The organism is Pseudomonas sp. S30_BP2TU TE3576, from assembly GCF_050436025.1.
In the GTDB taxonomy this organism is placed as follows: domain Bacteria; phylum Pseudomonadota; class Gammaproteobacteria; order Pseudomonadales; family Pseudomonadaceae; genus Aquipseudomonas.
Genome location: NZ_JBNDLK010000001.1, coordinates 3,903,580 through 3,916,513, shown reverse-complemented (window position 1 = coordinate 3,916,513; position 12,934 = coordinate 3,903,580). Strand labels below are relative to the sequence as shown.

At 54.8% G+C, this 12,934-nt stretch carries 25 protein-coding genes and 1 pseudogene; all 26 read right to left on the bottom strand.

Annotated features, from left to right (window positions below; all coding sequences use genetic code 11):
- Nucleotides 1-39: 39 nt before the first annotated feature.
- Nucleotides 40-1,041 carry a DNA-directed RNA polymerase subunit alpha gene (locus ABIA48_RS17840; RefSeq protein WP_007970428.1) on the bottom strand — a complete coding sequence of 334 codons (1,002 nt, stop codon included), beginning with the start codon at nt 1,039-1,041 and terminating at the stop codon, nt 40-42.
- 22 nt (nt 1,042-1,063) lie between these two features.
- Nucleotides 1,064-1,684 carry a 30S ribosomal protein S4 gene (gene rpsD, locus ABIA48_RS17835; protein ID WP_003176404.1) on the bottom strand — a complete coding sequence of 207 codons (621 nt, stop codon included), beginning with the start codon at nt 1,682-1,684 and terminating at the stop codon, nt 1,064-1,066.
- Nucleotides 1,685-1,702: 18 nt separating this feature from the next.
- On the bottom strand, nt 1,703-2,092 hold the full coding sequence (gene rpsK, locus ABIA48_RS17830) for a 30S ribosomal protein S11 (protein WP_002555466.1): 390 nt from the start codon (nt 2,090-2,092) through the stop codon (nt 1,703-1,705).
- 30 nt (nt 2,093-2,122) lie between these two features.
- Nucleotides 2,123-2,479 (bottom strand): 30S ribosomal protein S13, encoded by a 357-nt coding sequence (gene rpsM / locus ABIA48_RS17825; protein ID WP_009045849.1) that lies wholly within the window; start codon nt 2,477-2,479, stop codon nt 2,123-2,125.
- Nucleotides 2,480-2,609: 130 nt separating this feature from the next.
- Nucleotides 2,610-2,726, bottom strand: coding sequence for a 50S ribosomal protein L36 (gene rpmJ / locus ABIA48_RS17820; protein ID WP_002555468.1), 117 nt, complete (start codon nt 2,724-2,726; stop codon nt 2,610-2,612).
- A 24-nt stretch (nt 2,727-2,750) separates the two neighbouring features.
- On the bottom strand, nt 2,751-4,079 hold the full coding sequence (gene secY, locus ABIA48_RS17815) for a preprotein translocase subunit SecY (protein WP_003228718.1): 1,329 nt from the start codon (nt 4,077-4,079) through the stop codon (nt 2,751-2,753).
- Nucleotides 4,080-4,517, bottom strand: coding sequence for a 50S ribosomal protein L15 (gene rplO, locus ABIA48_RS17810; protein WP_003228720.1), 438 nt, complete (start codon nt 4,515-4,517; stop codon nt 4,080-4,082). It abuts the gene before it with no gap.
- Between the two features lie 3 nt (nt 4,518-4,520).
- Nucleotides 4,521-4,697: a 50S ribosomal protein L30 gene (gene rpmD / locus ABIA48_RS17805; protein WP_003176408.1), complete on the bottom strand. Its 177-nt coding sequence runs from the start codon at nt 4,695-4,697 to the stop codon at nt 4,521-4,523.
- Nucleotides 4,698-4,699: 2 nt separating this feature from the next.
- Nucleotides 4,700-5,200, bottom strand: coding sequence for a 30S ribosomal protein S5 (rpsE, locus tag ABIA48_RS17800; RefSeq protein ID WP_003186035.1), 501 nt, complete (start codon nt 5,198-5,200; stop codon nt 4,700-4,702).
- Between the two features lie 3 nt (nt 5,201-5,203).
- The gene (gene rplR / locus ABIA48_RS17795; protein ID WP_003186037.1) at nt 5,204-5,554 is read right to left on the bottom strand and encodes a 50S ribosomal protein L18; all 351 of its coding nucleotides are present in this window, start codon (nt 5,552-5,554) and stop codon (nt 5,204-5,206) included.
- 10 nt (nt 5,555-5,564) lie between these two features.
- A complete protein-coding gene (gene rplF, locus ABIA48_RS17790; protein WP_151214215.1) occupies nt 5,565-6,098 on the bottom strand; it encodes a 50S ribosomal protein L6 in 534 nt (177 codons plus the stop codon).
- Between the two features lie 12 nt (nt 6,099-6,110).
- Entirely contained in the window at nt 6,111-6,503 is a 393-nt protein-coding gene (gene rpsH / locus ABIA48_RS17785) for a 30S ribosomal protein S8 (protein WP_003186040.1), read from the bottom strand.
- Between the two features lie 209 nt (nt 6,504-6,712).
- Nucleotides 6,713-7,018 (bottom strand): 30S ribosomal protein S14, encoded by a 306-nt coding sequence (gene rpsN, locus ABIA48_RS17780; protein ID WP_003176414.1) that lies wholly within the window; start codon nt 7,016-7,018, stop codon nt 6,713-6,715.
- A 13-nt stretch (nt 7,019-7,031) separates the two neighbouring features.
- The gene (rplE, locus tag ABIA48_RS17775; RefSeq protein ID WP_003210069.1) at nt 7,032-7,571 is read right to left on the bottom strand and encodes a 50S ribosomal protein L5; all 540 of its coding nucleotides are present in this window, start codon (nt 7,569-7,571) and stop codon (nt 7,032-7,034) included.
- Nucleotides 7,572-7,591: 20 nt separating this feature from the next.
- Nucleotides 7,592-7,906 (bottom strand): 50S ribosomal protein L24, encoded by a 315-nt coding sequence (rplX, locus tag ABIA48_RS17770; RefSeq protein ID WP_003186046.1) that lies wholly within the window; start codon nt 7,904-7,906, stop codon nt 7,592-7,594.
- 11 nt (nt 7,907-7,917) lie between these two features.
- Nucleotides 7,918-8,286, bottom strand: coding sequence for a 50S ribosomal protein L14 (rplN, locus tag ABIA48_RS17765; RefSeq protein ID WP_002555479.1), 369 nt, complete (start codon nt 8,284-8,286; stop codon nt 7,918-7,920).
- Nucleotides 8,287-8,309: 23 nt separating this feature from the next.
- Complete coding sequence (gene rpsQ / locus ABIA48_RS17760; protein ID WP_003176419.1) at nt 8,310-8,576, bottom strand: 30S ribosomal protein S17; 267 nt, start codon at nt 8,574-8,576, stop codon at nt 8,310-8,312.
- A 2-nt stretch (nt 8,577-8,578) separates the two neighbouring features.
- A complete protein-coding gene (gene rpmC / locus ABIA48_RS17755; protein WP_002555481.1) occupies nt 8,579-8,770 on the bottom strand; it encodes a 50S ribosomal protein L29 in 192 nt (63 codons plus the stop codon).
- Nucleotides 8,770-9,183, bottom strand: coding sequence for a 50S ribosomal protein L16 (gene rplP / locus ABIA48_RS17750; protein ID WP_003228729.1), 414 nt, complete (start codon nt 9,181-9,183; stop codon nt 8,770-8,772). Before rplP ends, rpmC begins: the two co-directional genes overlap by 1 nt.
- A gap of 12 nt (nt 9,184-9,195) precedes the next feature.
- Nucleotides 9,196-9,882: a 30S ribosomal protein S3 gene (gene rpsC / locus ABIA48_RS17745; protein ID WP_008065719.1), complete on the bottom strand. Its 687-nt coding sequence runs from the start codon at nt 9,880-9,882 to the stop codon at nt 9,196-9,198.
- 13 nt (nt 9,883-9,895) lie between these two features.
- Entirely contained in the window at nt 9,896-10,228 is a 333-nt protein-coding gene (rplV, locus tag ABIA48_RS17740; RefSeq protein WP_003103908.1) for a 50S ribosomal protein L22, read from the bottom strand.
- 11 nt (nt 10,229-10,239) lie between these two features.
- Complete coding sequence (gene rpsS, locus ABIA48_RS17735; protein WP_002555486.1) at nt 10,240-10,515, bottom strand: 30S ribosomal protein S19; 276 nt, start codon at nt 10,513-10,515, stop codon at nt 10,240-10,242.
- Between the two features lie 16 nt (nt 10,516-10,531).
- Entirely contained in the window at nt 10,532-11,356 is an 825-nt protein-coding gene (gene rplB, locus ABIA48_RS17730) for a 50S ribosomal protein L2 (RefSeq protein ID WP_003228734.1), read from the bottom strand.
- A 14-nt stretch (nt 11,357-11,370) separates the two neighbouring features.
- Nucleotides 11,371-11,670 (bottom strand): 50S ribosomal protein L23, encoded by a 300-nt coding sequence (gene rplW, locus ABIA48_RS17725; protein ID WP_002555488.1) that lies wholly within the window; start codon nt 11,668-11,670, stop codon nt 11,371-11,373.
- Nucleotides 11,667-12,270, bottom strand: a pseudogene (rplD, locus tag ABIA48_RS17720) (50S ribosomal protein L4). The gene rplW and the pseudogene rplD overlap by 4 nt, the downstream one beginning before the upstream one ends.
- A gap of 12 nt (nt 12,271-12,282) precedes the next feature.
- Complete coding sequence (rplC, locus tag ABIA48_RS17715) at nt 12,283-12,918, bottom strand: 50S ribosomal protein L3 (RefSeq protein ID WP_003186059.1); 636 nt, start codon at nt 12,916-12,918, stop codon at nt 12,283-12,285.
- Nucleotides 12,919-12,934: the final 16 nt, after the last annotated feature.

Here is a 12,934-nt window from a genome sequence, read left to right as displayed (position 1 = left end):
TCATTCCTTACCAAACACTACGTTCGGTGATTACGACGATCAGGCAGTCGCCTTGTCGTCCTTCTTAAGACTTGCAGGCGGCCAGTTGTCGAGGCGCATGCCGAGGGACAGACCGCGGGAGGCCAGAACGTCCTTGATTTCAGTCAAGGATTTCTTGCCCAGGTTCGGAGTCTTCAACAGTTCCACTTCGGTACGCTGGATCAGGTCACCGATGTAGTAAATGTTTTCCGCCTTAAGGCAGTTAGCCGAACGTACAGTCAGTTCCAGATCGTCAACCGGGCGAAGCAGGATCGGATCGATCTCGTCTTCCTGCTCGACAACCACTGGCTCACTGTCACCCTTGAGGTCGACGAACGCAGCCAACTGCTGTTGCAGGATGGTTGCAGCGCGGCGGATAGCCTCTTCAGGATCCAGAGTACCGTTGGTTTCCAGATCAATAACCAGCTTGTCCAGGTTAGTACGCTGCTCGACACGGGCGTTTTCCACCACGTATGCGATACGGCGAACCGGGCTGAACGAAGAGTCAAGCTGCAAGCGACCGATGCTGCGGCTTTCGTCTTCATCGCTCTGACGCGAGTCTGCCGGTTCATAACCACGACCACGAGCTACTACGAGCTTCATGTTCAGGGCGCCGTTAGACGCCAGGTTAGCGATTACGTGATCGGGATTAACGATCTCGACATCATGATCCAGCTGAATATCGGCAGCGGTAACCACCCCCGAACCCTTCTTCGACAAGGTCAGCGTAACTTCGTCACGACCGTGCAGCTTGATAGCCAGACCTTTAAGGTTCAACAGGATTTCAATTACGTCTTCCTGTACACCTTCGATGGCGCTGTACTCGTGGAGCACACCGTCAATCTCGGCCTCGACTACTGCACAGCCGGGCATTGAGGACAACAGGATGCGGCGCAGCGCGTTGCCCAGGGTATGGCCGAAACCACGCTCGAGAGGCTCGAGAGTGATCTTGGCGCGGGTTGGACTGACAACCTGCACATCAATGTGGCGGGGTGTCAGGAACTCATTTACCGAAATCTGCATGGATGCACCTATTTTCTAGCCCTTACTTGGAGTAGAGCTCGACAATCAGGCTTTCGTTGATGTCGGCGGACAGATCACTGCGAGCTGGAACGTTCTTGAAAACGCCCGACTTCTTCTCAGTGTCTACTTCTACCCATTCTACGCGGCCACGTTGGGCACACAGATCGAGAGCTTGGACAATGCGAAGTTGATTTTTTGCTTTCTCGCGAACAGCAACCACGTCACCAGCACGAACCTGGTAGGACGGAACGTTAACGGTCTGACCGTTTACGCTGATCGACTTGTGCGATACCAGCTGACGGGATTCGGCACGAGTCGAACCAAAGCCCATACGGTATACAACGTTGTCCAGACGGCATTCGAGCAGTTGCAGCAGGTTTTCACCGGTTGCACCTTTCTTGCCAGCAGCTTCTTTGTAGTAGCCGCTGAACTGACGCTCGAGAACGCCGTAGATACGACGAACCTTCTGCTTTTCACGCAGTTGGGTGCCGTAGTCGGACTGGCGACCGCGGCGTTGGCCGTGGATACCAGGTGCTGCTTCAATGTTGCACTTCGATTCGATCGCGCGCACGCCGCTCTTCAGGAAGAGATCGGTGCCTTCGCGACGAGCGAGTTTGCATTTTGGACCAATGTAACGAGCCATTCTTTACAATCTCCTGGATTACACGCGGCGCTTCTTCGGCGGACGGCACCCGTTGTGCGGGATTGGCGTCACGTCGGTGATGCTGGCGATCTTGTAGCCACAGCCGTTCAAAGCGCGGACTGCGGATTCACGACCTGGACCTGGACCTTTGACGTTTACGTCGAGGTTTTTCAGGCCGTATTCCAGCGCAGCTTGACCAGCACGTTCAGCAGCTACTTGAGCAGCAAACGGGGTGGACTTGCGGGAACCGCGGAAACCCGAACCACCGGAGGTAGCCCAGGAAAGAGCGTTACCTTGACGGTCGGTAATGGTCACGATGGTGTTGTTAAAAGATGCATGGATGTGGGCGATGCCATCAACCACTGTCTTTTTAACTTTTTTACGAGGACGAGCAGCAGGTTTTGCCATGATTAAATTCCTGTCGATTCGCTGGGGCGATTACTTGCGGATCGGCTTACGCGGACCTTTACGGGTACGCGCGTTGGTCTTGGTACGCTGACCGCGCACTGGAAGACCGCGACGATGACGCAGACCGCGATAGCAACCGAGGTCCATCAAGCGCTTGATTTTCATGTTGATTTCGCGACGCAGGTCACCTTCAGTGGTGAACTTCGCCACTTCGCCACGCAGCTGTTCAATCTGCTCGTCGCTCAGATCTTTGATCTTTGCTGCTGGGTTTACCCCAGTCTCTGCACAAATTTTCTGTGCAGTAGTGCGACCAACACCATAGATGTAGGTCAGCGAGATAACAGTATGCTTGTTATCTGGAATGTTAACGCCTGCAATACGGGCCATTCAGTGGGACTCCAATTGACAGCTACCTACGCCCCGGAAGCCAAGAAATAGGGCGCGAGATAATATCGCTGTAATAACAAATAATCAACCCGGCAGCGCACTAGCTGCCGGGCTTGAAGCACAATCACACTCAGCCTTGGCGCTGTTTGTGACGCGGTTCCGCGCTGCAAATTACTCGAACAACACCTTCGCGGCGAATAATCTTGCAGTTACGGCACAGCTTTTTCACCGATGCACGAACTTTCATCACCAACTCCTCGAACCTTATGGGTCAGCGCAGCATGCCGCTGCCGTAACCCTTCAGGTTGGCTTTCTTCATCAGGGATTCGTACTGGTGCGAAACGAGGTGCGATTGTACTTGGGACATGAAGTCCATCACAACCACGACGACGATCAGCAACGAGGTCCCGCCAAGGTAGAACGGTACGTTGGCTGCAACCACCAGGAACTGGGGCAACAGGCAGACGGCCGTCATGTAAAGAGCACCGAACATGGTCAAGCGGGTCAGAACGCCATCAATGTAGCGCGCAGACTGCTCACCTGGACGGATGCCCGGAATAAAGGCACCGGACTTCTTCAGGTTTTCCGCTACGTCTTTCGGATTGAACATCAACGCCGTATAGAAGAAGCAGAAGAAAATAATCCCTGCACTAAACAGCAGAATATTCAACGGCTGACCAGGAGCGATCGACTGCGAGATGTCCTGCAACCAGCCCATACCTTCAGACTGACCGAACCAGGCACCCAACGAAGCCGGGAACAGCAAAATGCTGCTCGCGAAAATAGCCGGAATAACACCGGCCATGTTCACCTTCAGCGGCAAGTGGCTGGTCTGCGCTGCGAAGACCTTGCGGCCCTGCTGACGCTTGGCGTAGTGAACAGCAATACGACGCTGACCACGCTCAATGAACACCACGAAACCGATAATCGCTACTGCCAGCAAACCGATGGCAACCAGGGCGAAGATGTTGATATCACCCTGACGTGCAGACTCGAAAGACTGCCCGATCGCTCTCGGAAGACCGGCGACGATACCCGAAAAAATCAACATCGAGATACCGTTGCCAACACCACGCTCAGTAATCTGCTCACCCAGCCACATCATGAACATCGCACCAGCCACAAACGTGGATACCGCGACGAAATGGAAGCCAAAGTCACCAGTGAACGCAACGCCCTGCCCCGCCAGACCAATGGACATGCCAATGGCCTGAACGAGAGCGAGGACGACAGTGCCGTAGCGGGTGTACTGGCTGATCTTGCGACGGCCAGCTTCACCTTCCTTCTTCAACTGCTCCAGCTGCGGGCTGACGGCGGTCATCAGTTGCATGATGATCGATGCCGAGATGTACGGCATGATCCCCAGTGCAAAGATGCTCATCCGCTCCAGCGCGCCGCCGGAAAACATGTTGAACAAGCTAAGAATGGTCCCCTCATTCTGTCGAAACAGGTCCGCGAGTCGGTCCGGGTTGATACCTGGAACCGGGATGTGTGCGCCTATTCGGTAGACGATAATCGCCAGGAACAGAAAACGCAGACGAGCCCAGAGTTCAGACATACCGCCTTTGCCGAGCGCAGAGAGAGCACCTTGCTTAGCCATTTATTCCTCGAACTTGCCGCCAGCTGCTTCGATAGCCGCACGCGCACCTTTGGTGGCGCCGATTCCCTTGCCGATAGTGACAGCGCGAGTCACTTCACCGGACAGCATGATTTTCACACGCTGTACGTTGACGTTGATCACGTTGGCATCTTTCAGGGACTGCACGGTGACGATGTCGCCTTCCACTTTAGCCAGCTCGGACAGACGCACTTCTGCGCGGTCCATGGCTTTCAGGGAAACGAAACCGAACTTCGGCAGGCGACGATGCAGCGGCTGTTGACCGCCTTCAAAGCCTGGAGCAATGGTGCCACCGGAGCGAGAGGTCTGACCTTTGTGACCACGGCCACCAGTCTTACCCAAACCGCTACCGATACCACGGCCCGGACGATGCTTTTCGCGACGGGAACCCGGCGCTGGACTCAGATCATTGAGTTTCATCGATTAACCCTCGACACGCAGCATGTAGTAAGCCTTGTTGATCATCCCGCGATTCTCGGGAGTATCCTGGACTTCTACAGTGTGACCGATGCGACGCAGACCCAGACCCTTAACGCACAGTTTGTGGTTAGGGATGCGGCCGGTCATGCTTTTGATCAGCGTAACTTTAACGGTAGCCATGATCAGAAGATCTCCTTGACGCTTTTGCCACGCTTGGCGGCAATGGATTCAGGAGACTGCATTGCTTTCAAACCCTTGAAAGTGGCGTGAACCACGTTTACCGGGTTAGTCGAGCCGTAGCACTTGGCCAGAACGTTCTGAACGCCAGCAACTTCGAGAACGGCACGCATAGCGCCGCCAGCGATGATACCGGTACCTTCAGAAGCAGGCTGCATGTACACCTTCGAAGCGCCGTGAGCGGACTTCATTGCGTACTGCAGGGTGGTGCCGTTCAGATCAACCTGGATCATATTGCGGCGAGCAGCTTCCATTGCCTTCTGGATCGCAGCAGGCACTTCACGTGACTTGCCACGGCCGAAGCCAACACGGCCCTTACCATCACCAACCACGGTCAACGCGGTGAAAGTGAAGATACGGCCGCCTTTAACGGTTTTGGCTACGCGGTTAACTTGAACCAGCTTCTCGATGTAGCCTTCGTCGCGCTTTTGGTCGTTATTTGACATAACTTAGAACTCCAGCCCAGCTTCACGAGCAGCATCAGCCAGCGCTTTAACGCGGCCGTGGTACTTGAAGCCAGAGCGGTCGAAAGCCACCTGCGAGACGCCAGCGGCCTTAGCACGCGTAGCGACCAGCTGGCCAACCTTAGTGGCCGCGTCGATGTTGCCGGTGGCACCATCACGCAGTTCTTTATCCAAAGTCGAGGCGCTTGCCAGGACTTTGTTGCCGTCGGCCGAAATGACCTGGGCGTAGATGTGCTGCGAAGAGCGGAACACGCAGAGACGCACGACTTCGAGTTCGTGCATTTTCAGGCGTGCTTTGCGAGCGCGACGCAGTCGAGTAACTTTTTTGTCGGTCATTTGCTATGCCCTACTTCTTCTTGGCTTCTTTACGACGGACGACTTCGTCCGCGTAGCGCACACCTTTGCCTTTGTACGGCTCTGGTGGACGGAAGTCGCGGATCTCGGCGGCCACTTGACCTACCAGCTGCTTGTCGATGCCCTTGATCAGGATATCGGTCTGGCTAGGAGTCTCAGCGGTGATGCCTTCCGGCAGTTCGTAATCCACTGGGTGCGAGAAGCCAAGAGCCAGGTTCAGCACTGTGCCTTTTGCTTGCGCTTTGTAACCAACACCGACCAGCTGGAGCTTGCGCTCGAAGCCTTGGCTTACGCCTTGGACCATGTTGTTTACCAACGCACGAGTGGTACCAGCCATTGCGCGAGTCTGTTGATCGCCATTGCGAGCAGCGAAACGCAGCTCACCAGCTTCTTCAACGATCTCAACGGACGAATGGATGTTCAGTTCGAGAGCGCCCTTGGCACCCTTCACCGAAAGCTGTTGGCCTGCGAATTTTACTTCGACACCGGCTGGCAGCTTAACGGGGTTCTTAGCGACGCGAGACATGCTTATCCCCCCTTAGAACACAGTGCAAAGAACTTCGCCGCCGACACCGGCAGCGCGCGCAGCACGATCAGTCATCACACCCTTGTTGGTGGAGACGATAGACACACCGAGACCGCCACGAACTTTTGGCAGATCATCGACGGACTTGTACTGACGCAGGCCTGGACGGCTAACGCGCTTCACTTCTTCGATAACCGGACGGCCTTCGAAGTACTTCAGCTCGATGGACAGCAGTGGTTTGATTTCGCTGCTGATCTGATAACCCGCAATGTAACCTTCGTCCTTCAGGACTTTGGCAACAGCTACCTTCAACGTGGAAGATGGCATGCTTACGACGGACTTTTCAGCCATCTGGGCATTACGGATACGAGTTAGCATGTCCGCTAACGGGTCCTGCATACTCATGGGCTAGACGCTCCTAATACAAAAAAATTAGCCTTGCGGCTATTACGTGTCGCCGAGAATCTCCGGGCATGAAAAACACGGGCTCAGGCGAGCCGGGTATTCTAGACACACCCCAGAAATGAATCAAGCCCCAAAAGGGGCTTGATCCAGATTCAAGGCCACCGGTGGTCAGGATCTTGCGATCCTGGACACCGAGACTTTGACAGTACTTACCAGCTGGCTTTAACCAGACCCGGTACGTCACCACGCATGGCAGCTTCACGCAGTTTGTTACGGCCGAGGCCGAACTTGCGGTAAACGCCGTGTGGACGACCGGTCAGGCGGCAGCGGTTACGCATGCGCGAAGCGCTTGCGTCACGTGGCTGCTTCTGCAGAGCTACTGTAGCTTCCCAACGCGCTTCTGGACTTGCGTTCAGATCAACGATGATAGCTTTCAGTGCTGCACGCTTCTTGGCGTACTTGGCAACCGTGAGCTGACGCTTCAGCTCGCGGTTTTTCATGCTCATCTTGGCCATGGTCCTACTCCAATCAGTTGCGGAACGGGAATTTGAACGCACGCAGCAGAGCGCGGCCTTCATCATCGTTCTTGGCAGTGGTGGTCAGGGTGATGTCCAGACCGCGGAGAGCATCGATCTTGTCGTAGTCGATTTCCGGGAAGATGATCTGCTCTTTCACGCCCATGCTGTAGTTACCACGACCATCGAAGGACTTGGCATTCAGGCCGCGGAAGTCGCGAACCCGAGGCAGGGAGATCGACAGCAGACGATCCAGGAACTCGTACATACGCTCACGGCGCAGGGTCACTTTGACGCCGATCGGCCAACCTTCACGGACTTTAAAGCCAGCGATGGATTTCCGAGCGTAGGTCACAACGACTTTCTGGCCGGTGATCTTTTCCAGGTCAGCAACAGCGTGCTCGATGACTTTTTTGTCGCCGATCGCTTCGCCCAGACCCATGTTCAGGGTGATTTTGGTAACGCGCGGAACTTCCATCACGTTCGAAAGCTTAAGTTCTTCCTTAAGTTTCGGAGCGATTTCCTTCCGGTAAATCTCTTTTAGTCGTGCCATGGTCTTCTACCTAGCAGTGTTCAAGCATCAACCGCTTTTTGGGTCGACTTGAAGACACGAATTTTCTTACCGTCTTCTACTTTGAAACCAACGCGGTCAGCCTTGTTGGTTTCGCCGTTGAAGATGGCGACGTTGGAAGCGTGCAGTGGCGCTTCTTTCTCGACGATACCGCCCTGTACGCCCGACATCGGGTTAGGCTTGGTATGACGCTTGACCAGGTTCAGACCACCAACAACCAGACGGTTGTCAGCAAGAACCTTCAGCACCTTACCGCGCTTACCTTTGTCTTTGCCGGCGATCACGATGATCTCGTCGTCACGACGAATCTTTTGCATGTCGGATCTCCTTACAGCACTTCTGGGGCGAGCGAGACGATCTTCATGAACTTCTCAGTACGAAGTTCACGGGTCACTGGCCCAAAGATACGGGTGCCGATCGGCTCTTGCTTGTTGTTCAACAGAACAGCAGCGTTGCCATCAAAGCGGATAATGGAGCCATCAGCACGACGTACGCCGTGACGAGTGCGGACTACAACAGCAGTCATCACTTGGCCTTTTTTCACTTTACCGCGAGGAATTGCTTCCTTCACGGTAACTTTGATGATGTCACCGATACCAGCGTAACGACGATGGGAGCCACCCAGCACCTTGATGCACATAACACGGCGAGCGCCGCTGTTATCGGCCACATCGAGCATGGATTGAGTCTGAATCATATAATTTCTCCGACCCCTAGTCCTTAGACTTCCACAGCGCGTTCGAGAACATCAACCAGCGCCCAAGACTTGGTCTTGGCCAAAGGACGAGTTTCACGAATAGTGACTTTGTCGCCGATGTGGCACTGATTGGTTTCGTCGTGCGCGTGCAGCTTAGTCGAACGCTTAACGTATTTACCGTAGATCGGGTGCTTAACGCGACGCTCGATCAGAACGGTGATGGTTTTGTCCATCTTGTCGCTGACAACACGGCCAGTCAGCGTACGGACAGTTTTTTCGGCTTCAGCCATGATTACTTACCTGCCTGCTGGTTGAGCACAGTCTTCACGCGAGCGATGTCACGCTTAACTTGCGAGAGCAGATGAGACTGCCCCAACTGGCCAGTTGCTTTCTGCATACGCAGATTGAACTGGTCGCGCAGCAGGCCGAGCAGTTGCTCGTTCAGCTGCTGTGCGGATTTTTCACGAAGTTCATTCGCTTTCATCACATCACCGTCCGTTTAACAAAGGAGGTGGCGAGCGGCAGCTTTGCAGCAGCCAGGGCGAAAGCCTCACGCGCCAGCTCTTCAGAAACACCCTCGATTTCATACAGGACTTTGCCTGGCTGAATCTGGGCAACCCAGTATTCGACGTTACCCTTACCTTTACCCATCCGAACTTCGAGTGGCTTTTTGGAAATAGGCTTGTCCGGGAATACACGGATCCAGATCTTGCCGCCACGTTTTACGTGACGGGTCAGAGCACGACGCGCTGACTCGATCTGACGAGCGGTGAGACGACCACGAGCAACAGACTTCAGCGCGAACTCGCCGAAGCTGACTTTGCTACCGCGCAATGCCAGGCCACGGTTGTGACCAGTCATTTGCTTGCGGAACTTCGTACGCTTTGGTTGCAACATTTGGCGTACCCCTTACTTAGCAGCTTTTTTACGAGGCGCTGGTGCTTGTGGTTTCAGTTCTTCTTGGCGACCACCAATTACTTCGCCTTTGAAGATCCAAACCTTTACACCGATCACACCGTAGGTGGTGTGAGCTTCGTAGTTGGCATAGTCGATGTCGGCACGCAGGGTGTGCAGTGGCACACGACCTTCGCGATACCATTCAGTACGTGCGATTTCAGCACCGCCGAGACGACCGCTCACTTGGATTTTGATGCCTTTGGCACCAATGCGCATTGCGTTCTGTACAGCGCGCTTCATAGCGCGACGGAACATTACGCGACGCTCCAGCTGCTGAGCTACGCTCTGCGCAACCAGCATACCGTCGAGCTCCGGCTTGCGGATCTCTTCGATATTGATGTGCACAGGCACACCCATTTGCTTGGTCAGGTCCTGGCGCAGTTTCTCAACATCTTCACCTTTCTTCCCGATAACGATACCCGGACGAGCGGTGTGGATGGTGATACGTGCAGTTTGGGCCGGACGATGGATATCGATACGGCTTACGGACGCGCTTTTTAGTTTGTCTTGGAGATACTCACGCACCTTCAGATCTGCGAGCAAATAGTCCGCATAAGTCCGACCGTCTGCGTACCAGACGGAGGTGTGCTCCTTGACGATTCCCAGGCGAATGCCAATGGGATGTACTTTCTGACCCATCTCTTCGACTCCGTTACTTGTCAGCAACCTTGACAGTGATATGGCAAGACCGCTTGACGATGCGATCAGCACGGCCTTTGGCACGTGGCATGATGCGCTTCAGCGAACGCCCTTCGTTGACGAAAACGGTGCTGACCTTCAGGTCATCAACGTCTGCGCCTTCGTTATGCTCGGCGTTGGCTACGGCCGACTCCAGCACTTTCTTCATGATCTCGGCGGCTTTCTTACTGCTGAAAGCCAACAGGTTGAGCGCTTCGCCCACCTTCTTCCCGCGAATCTGGTCGGCGACCAAGCGGGCTTTCTGGGCGGAGATTCGAGCGCCCGACAACTTAGCGGCTACTTCCATTTCCTAACCCCTTAACGCTTGGCTTTCTTGTCTGCCACGTGCCCGCGATAAGTGCGGGTACCGGCGAACTCGCCCAGTTTGTGGCCGACCATGTCTTCGTTCACGAGAACTGGGACGTGCTGACGACCGTTGTGTACTGCGATGGTCAGACCGACCATTTGTGGCAGGATCATCGAACGGCGCGACCAGGTTTTCACTGGTTTGCGATCGTTCTTTTCCGCCGCCACTTCGATCTTCTTCAGTAGGTGAAGATCGATAAAAGGACCTTTTTTCAGAGAACGTGGCACTGTCGTATCCCTCTATTTACTTGCGACGACGGACGATCATTTTGTCGGTACGCTTATTACCACGAGTCTTCGCGCCCTTAGTCGGGAAGCCCCATGGCGATACCGGATGACGACCACCAGAGGTACGACCTTCACCACCACCATGTGGGTGGTCAACCGGGTTCATGGCAACACCACGAACGGTTGGGCGAACGCCACGCCAGCGTTTGGCACCAGCTTTACCCAGCGAACGCAGGCTGTGCTCGGAGTTCGAGACTTCGCCCAGGGTCGCACGGCATTCAGCCAGGACTTTACGCATTTCACCGGAACGCAGACGCAGGGTAACGTACACGCCTTCACGAGCGATCAGCTGAGCCGAAGCACCAGCGGAACGAGCGATCTGTGCGCCTTTACCTGGCTTCAGTTCGATGCCGTGTACGGTAGAACCGACTGGAATGTTGCGCAGTTGCAGAGCGTTGCCTGGCTTGATTGGAGCCAGAGCGCCTGCGATCAGCTGGTCGCCAGCACTCACGCCTTTAGGGGCGATGATGTAGCGGCGCTCGCCGTCTGCGTAGCAGAGCAGTGCGATGTGAGCAGTACGGTTTGGATCGTATTCGATACGCTCGACAGTGGCGACGATGCCATCTTTGTCGTTGCGACGGAAATCGACCATACGGTAATGCTGCTTATGACCACCACCGATGTGACGAGTGGTAATACGGCCATTGTTGTTACGACCACCAGTCTTCGATTTCTTCTCGAGCAGCGGTGCGTGAGGAGCGCCTTTATGCAGCTCCTGGTTGACCACCTTGACCACAAAACGGCGGCCAGGGGAAGTCGGTTTGCATTTAACGATTGCCATGATGCACCCCTTCCTTACTCAGCACTGCTGCTGAAATCGAGATCTTGGCCTGGCTGAAGGGAGATAACTGCCTTCTTCCAGTCATTACGCTTGCCCAGACCGCGAGCAGTGCGCTTGCTCTTACCCAGAACGTTCAGGGTAGTAACACGCTCTACTTTCACGCTGAACAGGCTTTCGACGGCCTTCTTGATTTCCAGCTTGGTTGCATCAGTAGCAACCTTGAAAACGAACTGGCCTTTCTTGTCTGCCAGAACCGTAGCCTTCTCGGAAACGTGCGGGCCAAGCAGAACTTTAAATACGCGTTCCTGGTTCATCCCAGCAGCTCCTCGAATTTCTTCACGGCCGACACGGTGATCAACACCTTGTCGTATGCGATCAGACTAACTGGATCGGAACCTTGCACGTCACGTACATCTACGTGTGGCAGGTTACGAGCAGCCAGGTACAGGTTCTGATCAACAGCGTCCGACACGATCAGAACGTCGGTCAGGCTCATGTTGTTCAGCTTGCCCAGCAGGTCTTTGGTTTTCGGCGTTTCAACAGCGAAATCCTGAACCACGACCAGACGATCAGTACGCACCAGCTCAGCAAGGATGGAAACGCATTGCTGCGCGATACATCTTCTTGTTCAGCTTCTGGGAGTGATCCTGAGGACGAGCTGCGAAAGTGGTACCGCCGCCACGCCAGATTGGGCTACGGATAGTACCGGCACGAGCACGGCCAGTACCTTTCTGACGCCATGGGCGCTTGCCGCCACCACGAACGTCGGAACGGGTCTTTTGCTGCTTGGAACCCTGACGGCCGCCAGCCATGTAGGCCACGACTGCTTGGTGAACCAGCGTCTCGTTGAATTCGCCGCCAAATGTCAGTTCGGAAACTTCGATCGCTTGAGCGTCATTTACATTTAATTGCATGTCAGCTTCCCCTTAACCGCGAGCCTTGGCTGCTGGACGTACAACCAAGTTGCCGCCAGTAGCGCCAGGAACAGCGCCCTTGACCAACAACAGATTGCGTTCAGCGTCCACGCGCACTACTTCGAGGGACTGCACGGTCACGCGCTCAGCGCCCATATGACCGGACATTTTTTTGCCCTTGAATACACGACCAGGAGTCTGGCACTGGCCGATAGAGCCTGGAACGCGGTGGGATACGGAGTTACCGTGGGTGTTATCTTGCCCGCGGAAATTCCAACGCTTGATCGTACCCTGGAAGCCTTTACCCTTGGACTGACCGGTTACATCAACCAGTTGACCAGCGGCGAAGATTTCAGCGTTGATCAGATCGCCGGCCTGGTACTCGCCTTCTTCAAGACGGAATTCCATTACGGTACGACCAGCGGCAACGTTCGCTTTAGCGAAGTGGCCAGCCTGAGCTGCTGTTACACGCGAAGCACGACGCTCGCCGACAGTGACTTGCACTGCACGATAGCCATCGGTCTCTTCAGTTTTGAACTGGGTGACGCGATTCGGCTCGATCTCAATGACCGTGACCGGAATGGAGACACCTTCTTCGGTGAAAATACGGGTCATACCGCATTTACGACCGACTACACCAATAGTCATGTTGTAAACCTCATGA

Excerpts from the sequence above, each read along its gene's own strand:
- rplV (WP_003103908.1), bottom strand. The coding sequence starts at position 10,228 with ATGGAAGTAGCCGCTAAGTTGTCGGGCGCTCGAATCTCCGCCCAGAAA.
- rpsN (WP_003176414.1), bottom strand. The coding sequence starts at position 7,018 with ATGGCCAAGATGAGCATGAAAAACCGCGAGCTGAAGCGTCAGCTCACG.
- rpsC (WP_008065719.1), bottom strand. The coding sequence starts at position 9,882 with ATGGGTCAGAAAGTACATCCCATTGGCATTCGCCTGGGAATCGTCAAG.
- rplR (WP_003186037.1), bottom strand. The coding sequence starts at position 5,554 with ATGACCGACAAAAAAGTTACTCGACTGCGTCGCGCTCGCAAAGCACGC.
- rplW (WP_002555488.1), bottom strand. The coding sequence starts at position 11,670 with ATGAACCAGGAACGCGTATTTAAAGTTCTGCTTGGCCCGCACGTTTCC.
- rplE (WP_003210069.1), bottom strand. The coding sequence starts at position 7,571 with ATGGCACGACTAAAAGAGATTTACCGGAAGGAAATCGCTCCGAAACTT.
- ABIA48_RS17840 (WP_007970428.1), bottom strand. The coding sequence starts at position 1,041 with ATGCAGATTTCGGTAAATGAGTTCCTGACACCCCGCCACATTGATGTG.
- rplP (WP_003228729.1), bottom strand. The coding sequence starts at position 9,183 with ATGTTGCAACCAAAGCGTACGAAGTTCCGCAAGCAAATGACTGGTCAC.
- rpmC (WP_002555481.1), bottom strand. The coding sequence starts at position 8,770 with ATGAAAGCGAATGAACTTCGTGAAAAATCCGCACAGCAGCTGAACGAG.
- rpsH (WP_003186040.1), bottom strand. The coding sequence starts at position 6,503 with ATGAGTATGCAGGACCCGTTAGCGGACATGCTAACTCGTATCCGTAAT.
- rpsK (WP_002555466.1), bottom strand. The coding sequence starts at position 2,092 with ATGGCAAAACCTGCTGCTCGTCCTCGTAAAAAAGTTAAAAAGACAGTG.
- rplN (WP_002555479.1), bottom strand. The coding sequence starts at position 8,286 with ATGATTCAGACTCAATCCATGCTCGATGTGGCCGATAACAGCGGCGCT.
- rplX (WP_003186046.1), bottom strand. The coding sequence starts at position 7,906 with ATGCAAAAGATTCGTCGTGACGACGAGATCATCGTGATCGCCGGCAAA.
- rpsE (WP_003186035.1), bottom strand. The coding sequence starts at position 5,200 with ATGTCAAATAACGACCAAAAGCGCGACGAAGGCTACATCGAGAAGCTG.
- rpsM (WP_009045849.1), bottom strand. The coding sequence starts at position 2,479 with ATGGCCCGTATTGCAGGCGTTAACATTCCAGATAACAAGCATACTGTT.
- rpsD (WP_003176404.1), bottom strand. The coding sequence starts at position 1,684 with ATGGCTCGTTACATTGGTCCAAAATGCAAACTCGCTCGTCGCGAAGGC.
- rplB (WP_003228734.1), bottom strand. The coding sequence starts at position 11,356 with ATGGCAATCGTTAAATGCAAACCGACTTCCCCTGGCCGCCGTTTTGTG.
- rplO (WP_003228720.1), bottom strand. The coding sequence starts at position 4,517 with ATGAAACTCAATGATCTGAGTCCAGCGCCGGGTTCCCGTCGCGAAAAG.
- rpmD (WP_003176408.1), bottom strand. The coding sequence starts at position 4,697 with ATGGCTACCGTTAAAGTTACGCTGATCAAAAGCATGACCGGCCGCATC.
- rplC (WP_003186059.1), bottom strand. The coding sequence starts at position 12,918 with ATGACTATTGGTGTAGTCGGTCGTAAATGCGGTATGACCCGTATTTTC.
- rpmJ (WP_002555468.1), bottom strand. The coding sequence starts at position 2,726 with ATGAAAGTTCGTGCATCGGTGAAAAAGCTGTGCCGTAACTGCAAGATT.
- rplF (WP_151214215.1), bottom strand. The coding sequence starts at position 6,098 with ATGTCTCGCGTCGCTAAGAACCCCGTTAAGCTGCCAGCCGGTGTCGAA.
- rpsQ (WP_003176419.1), bottom strand. The coding sequence starts at position 8,576 with ATGGCTGAAGCCGAAAAAACTGTCCGTACGCTGACTGGCCGTGTTGTC.
- secY (WP_003228718.1), bottom strand. The coding sequence starts at position 4,079 with ATGGCTAAGCAAGGTGCTCTCTCTGCGCTCGGCAAAGGCGGTATGTCT.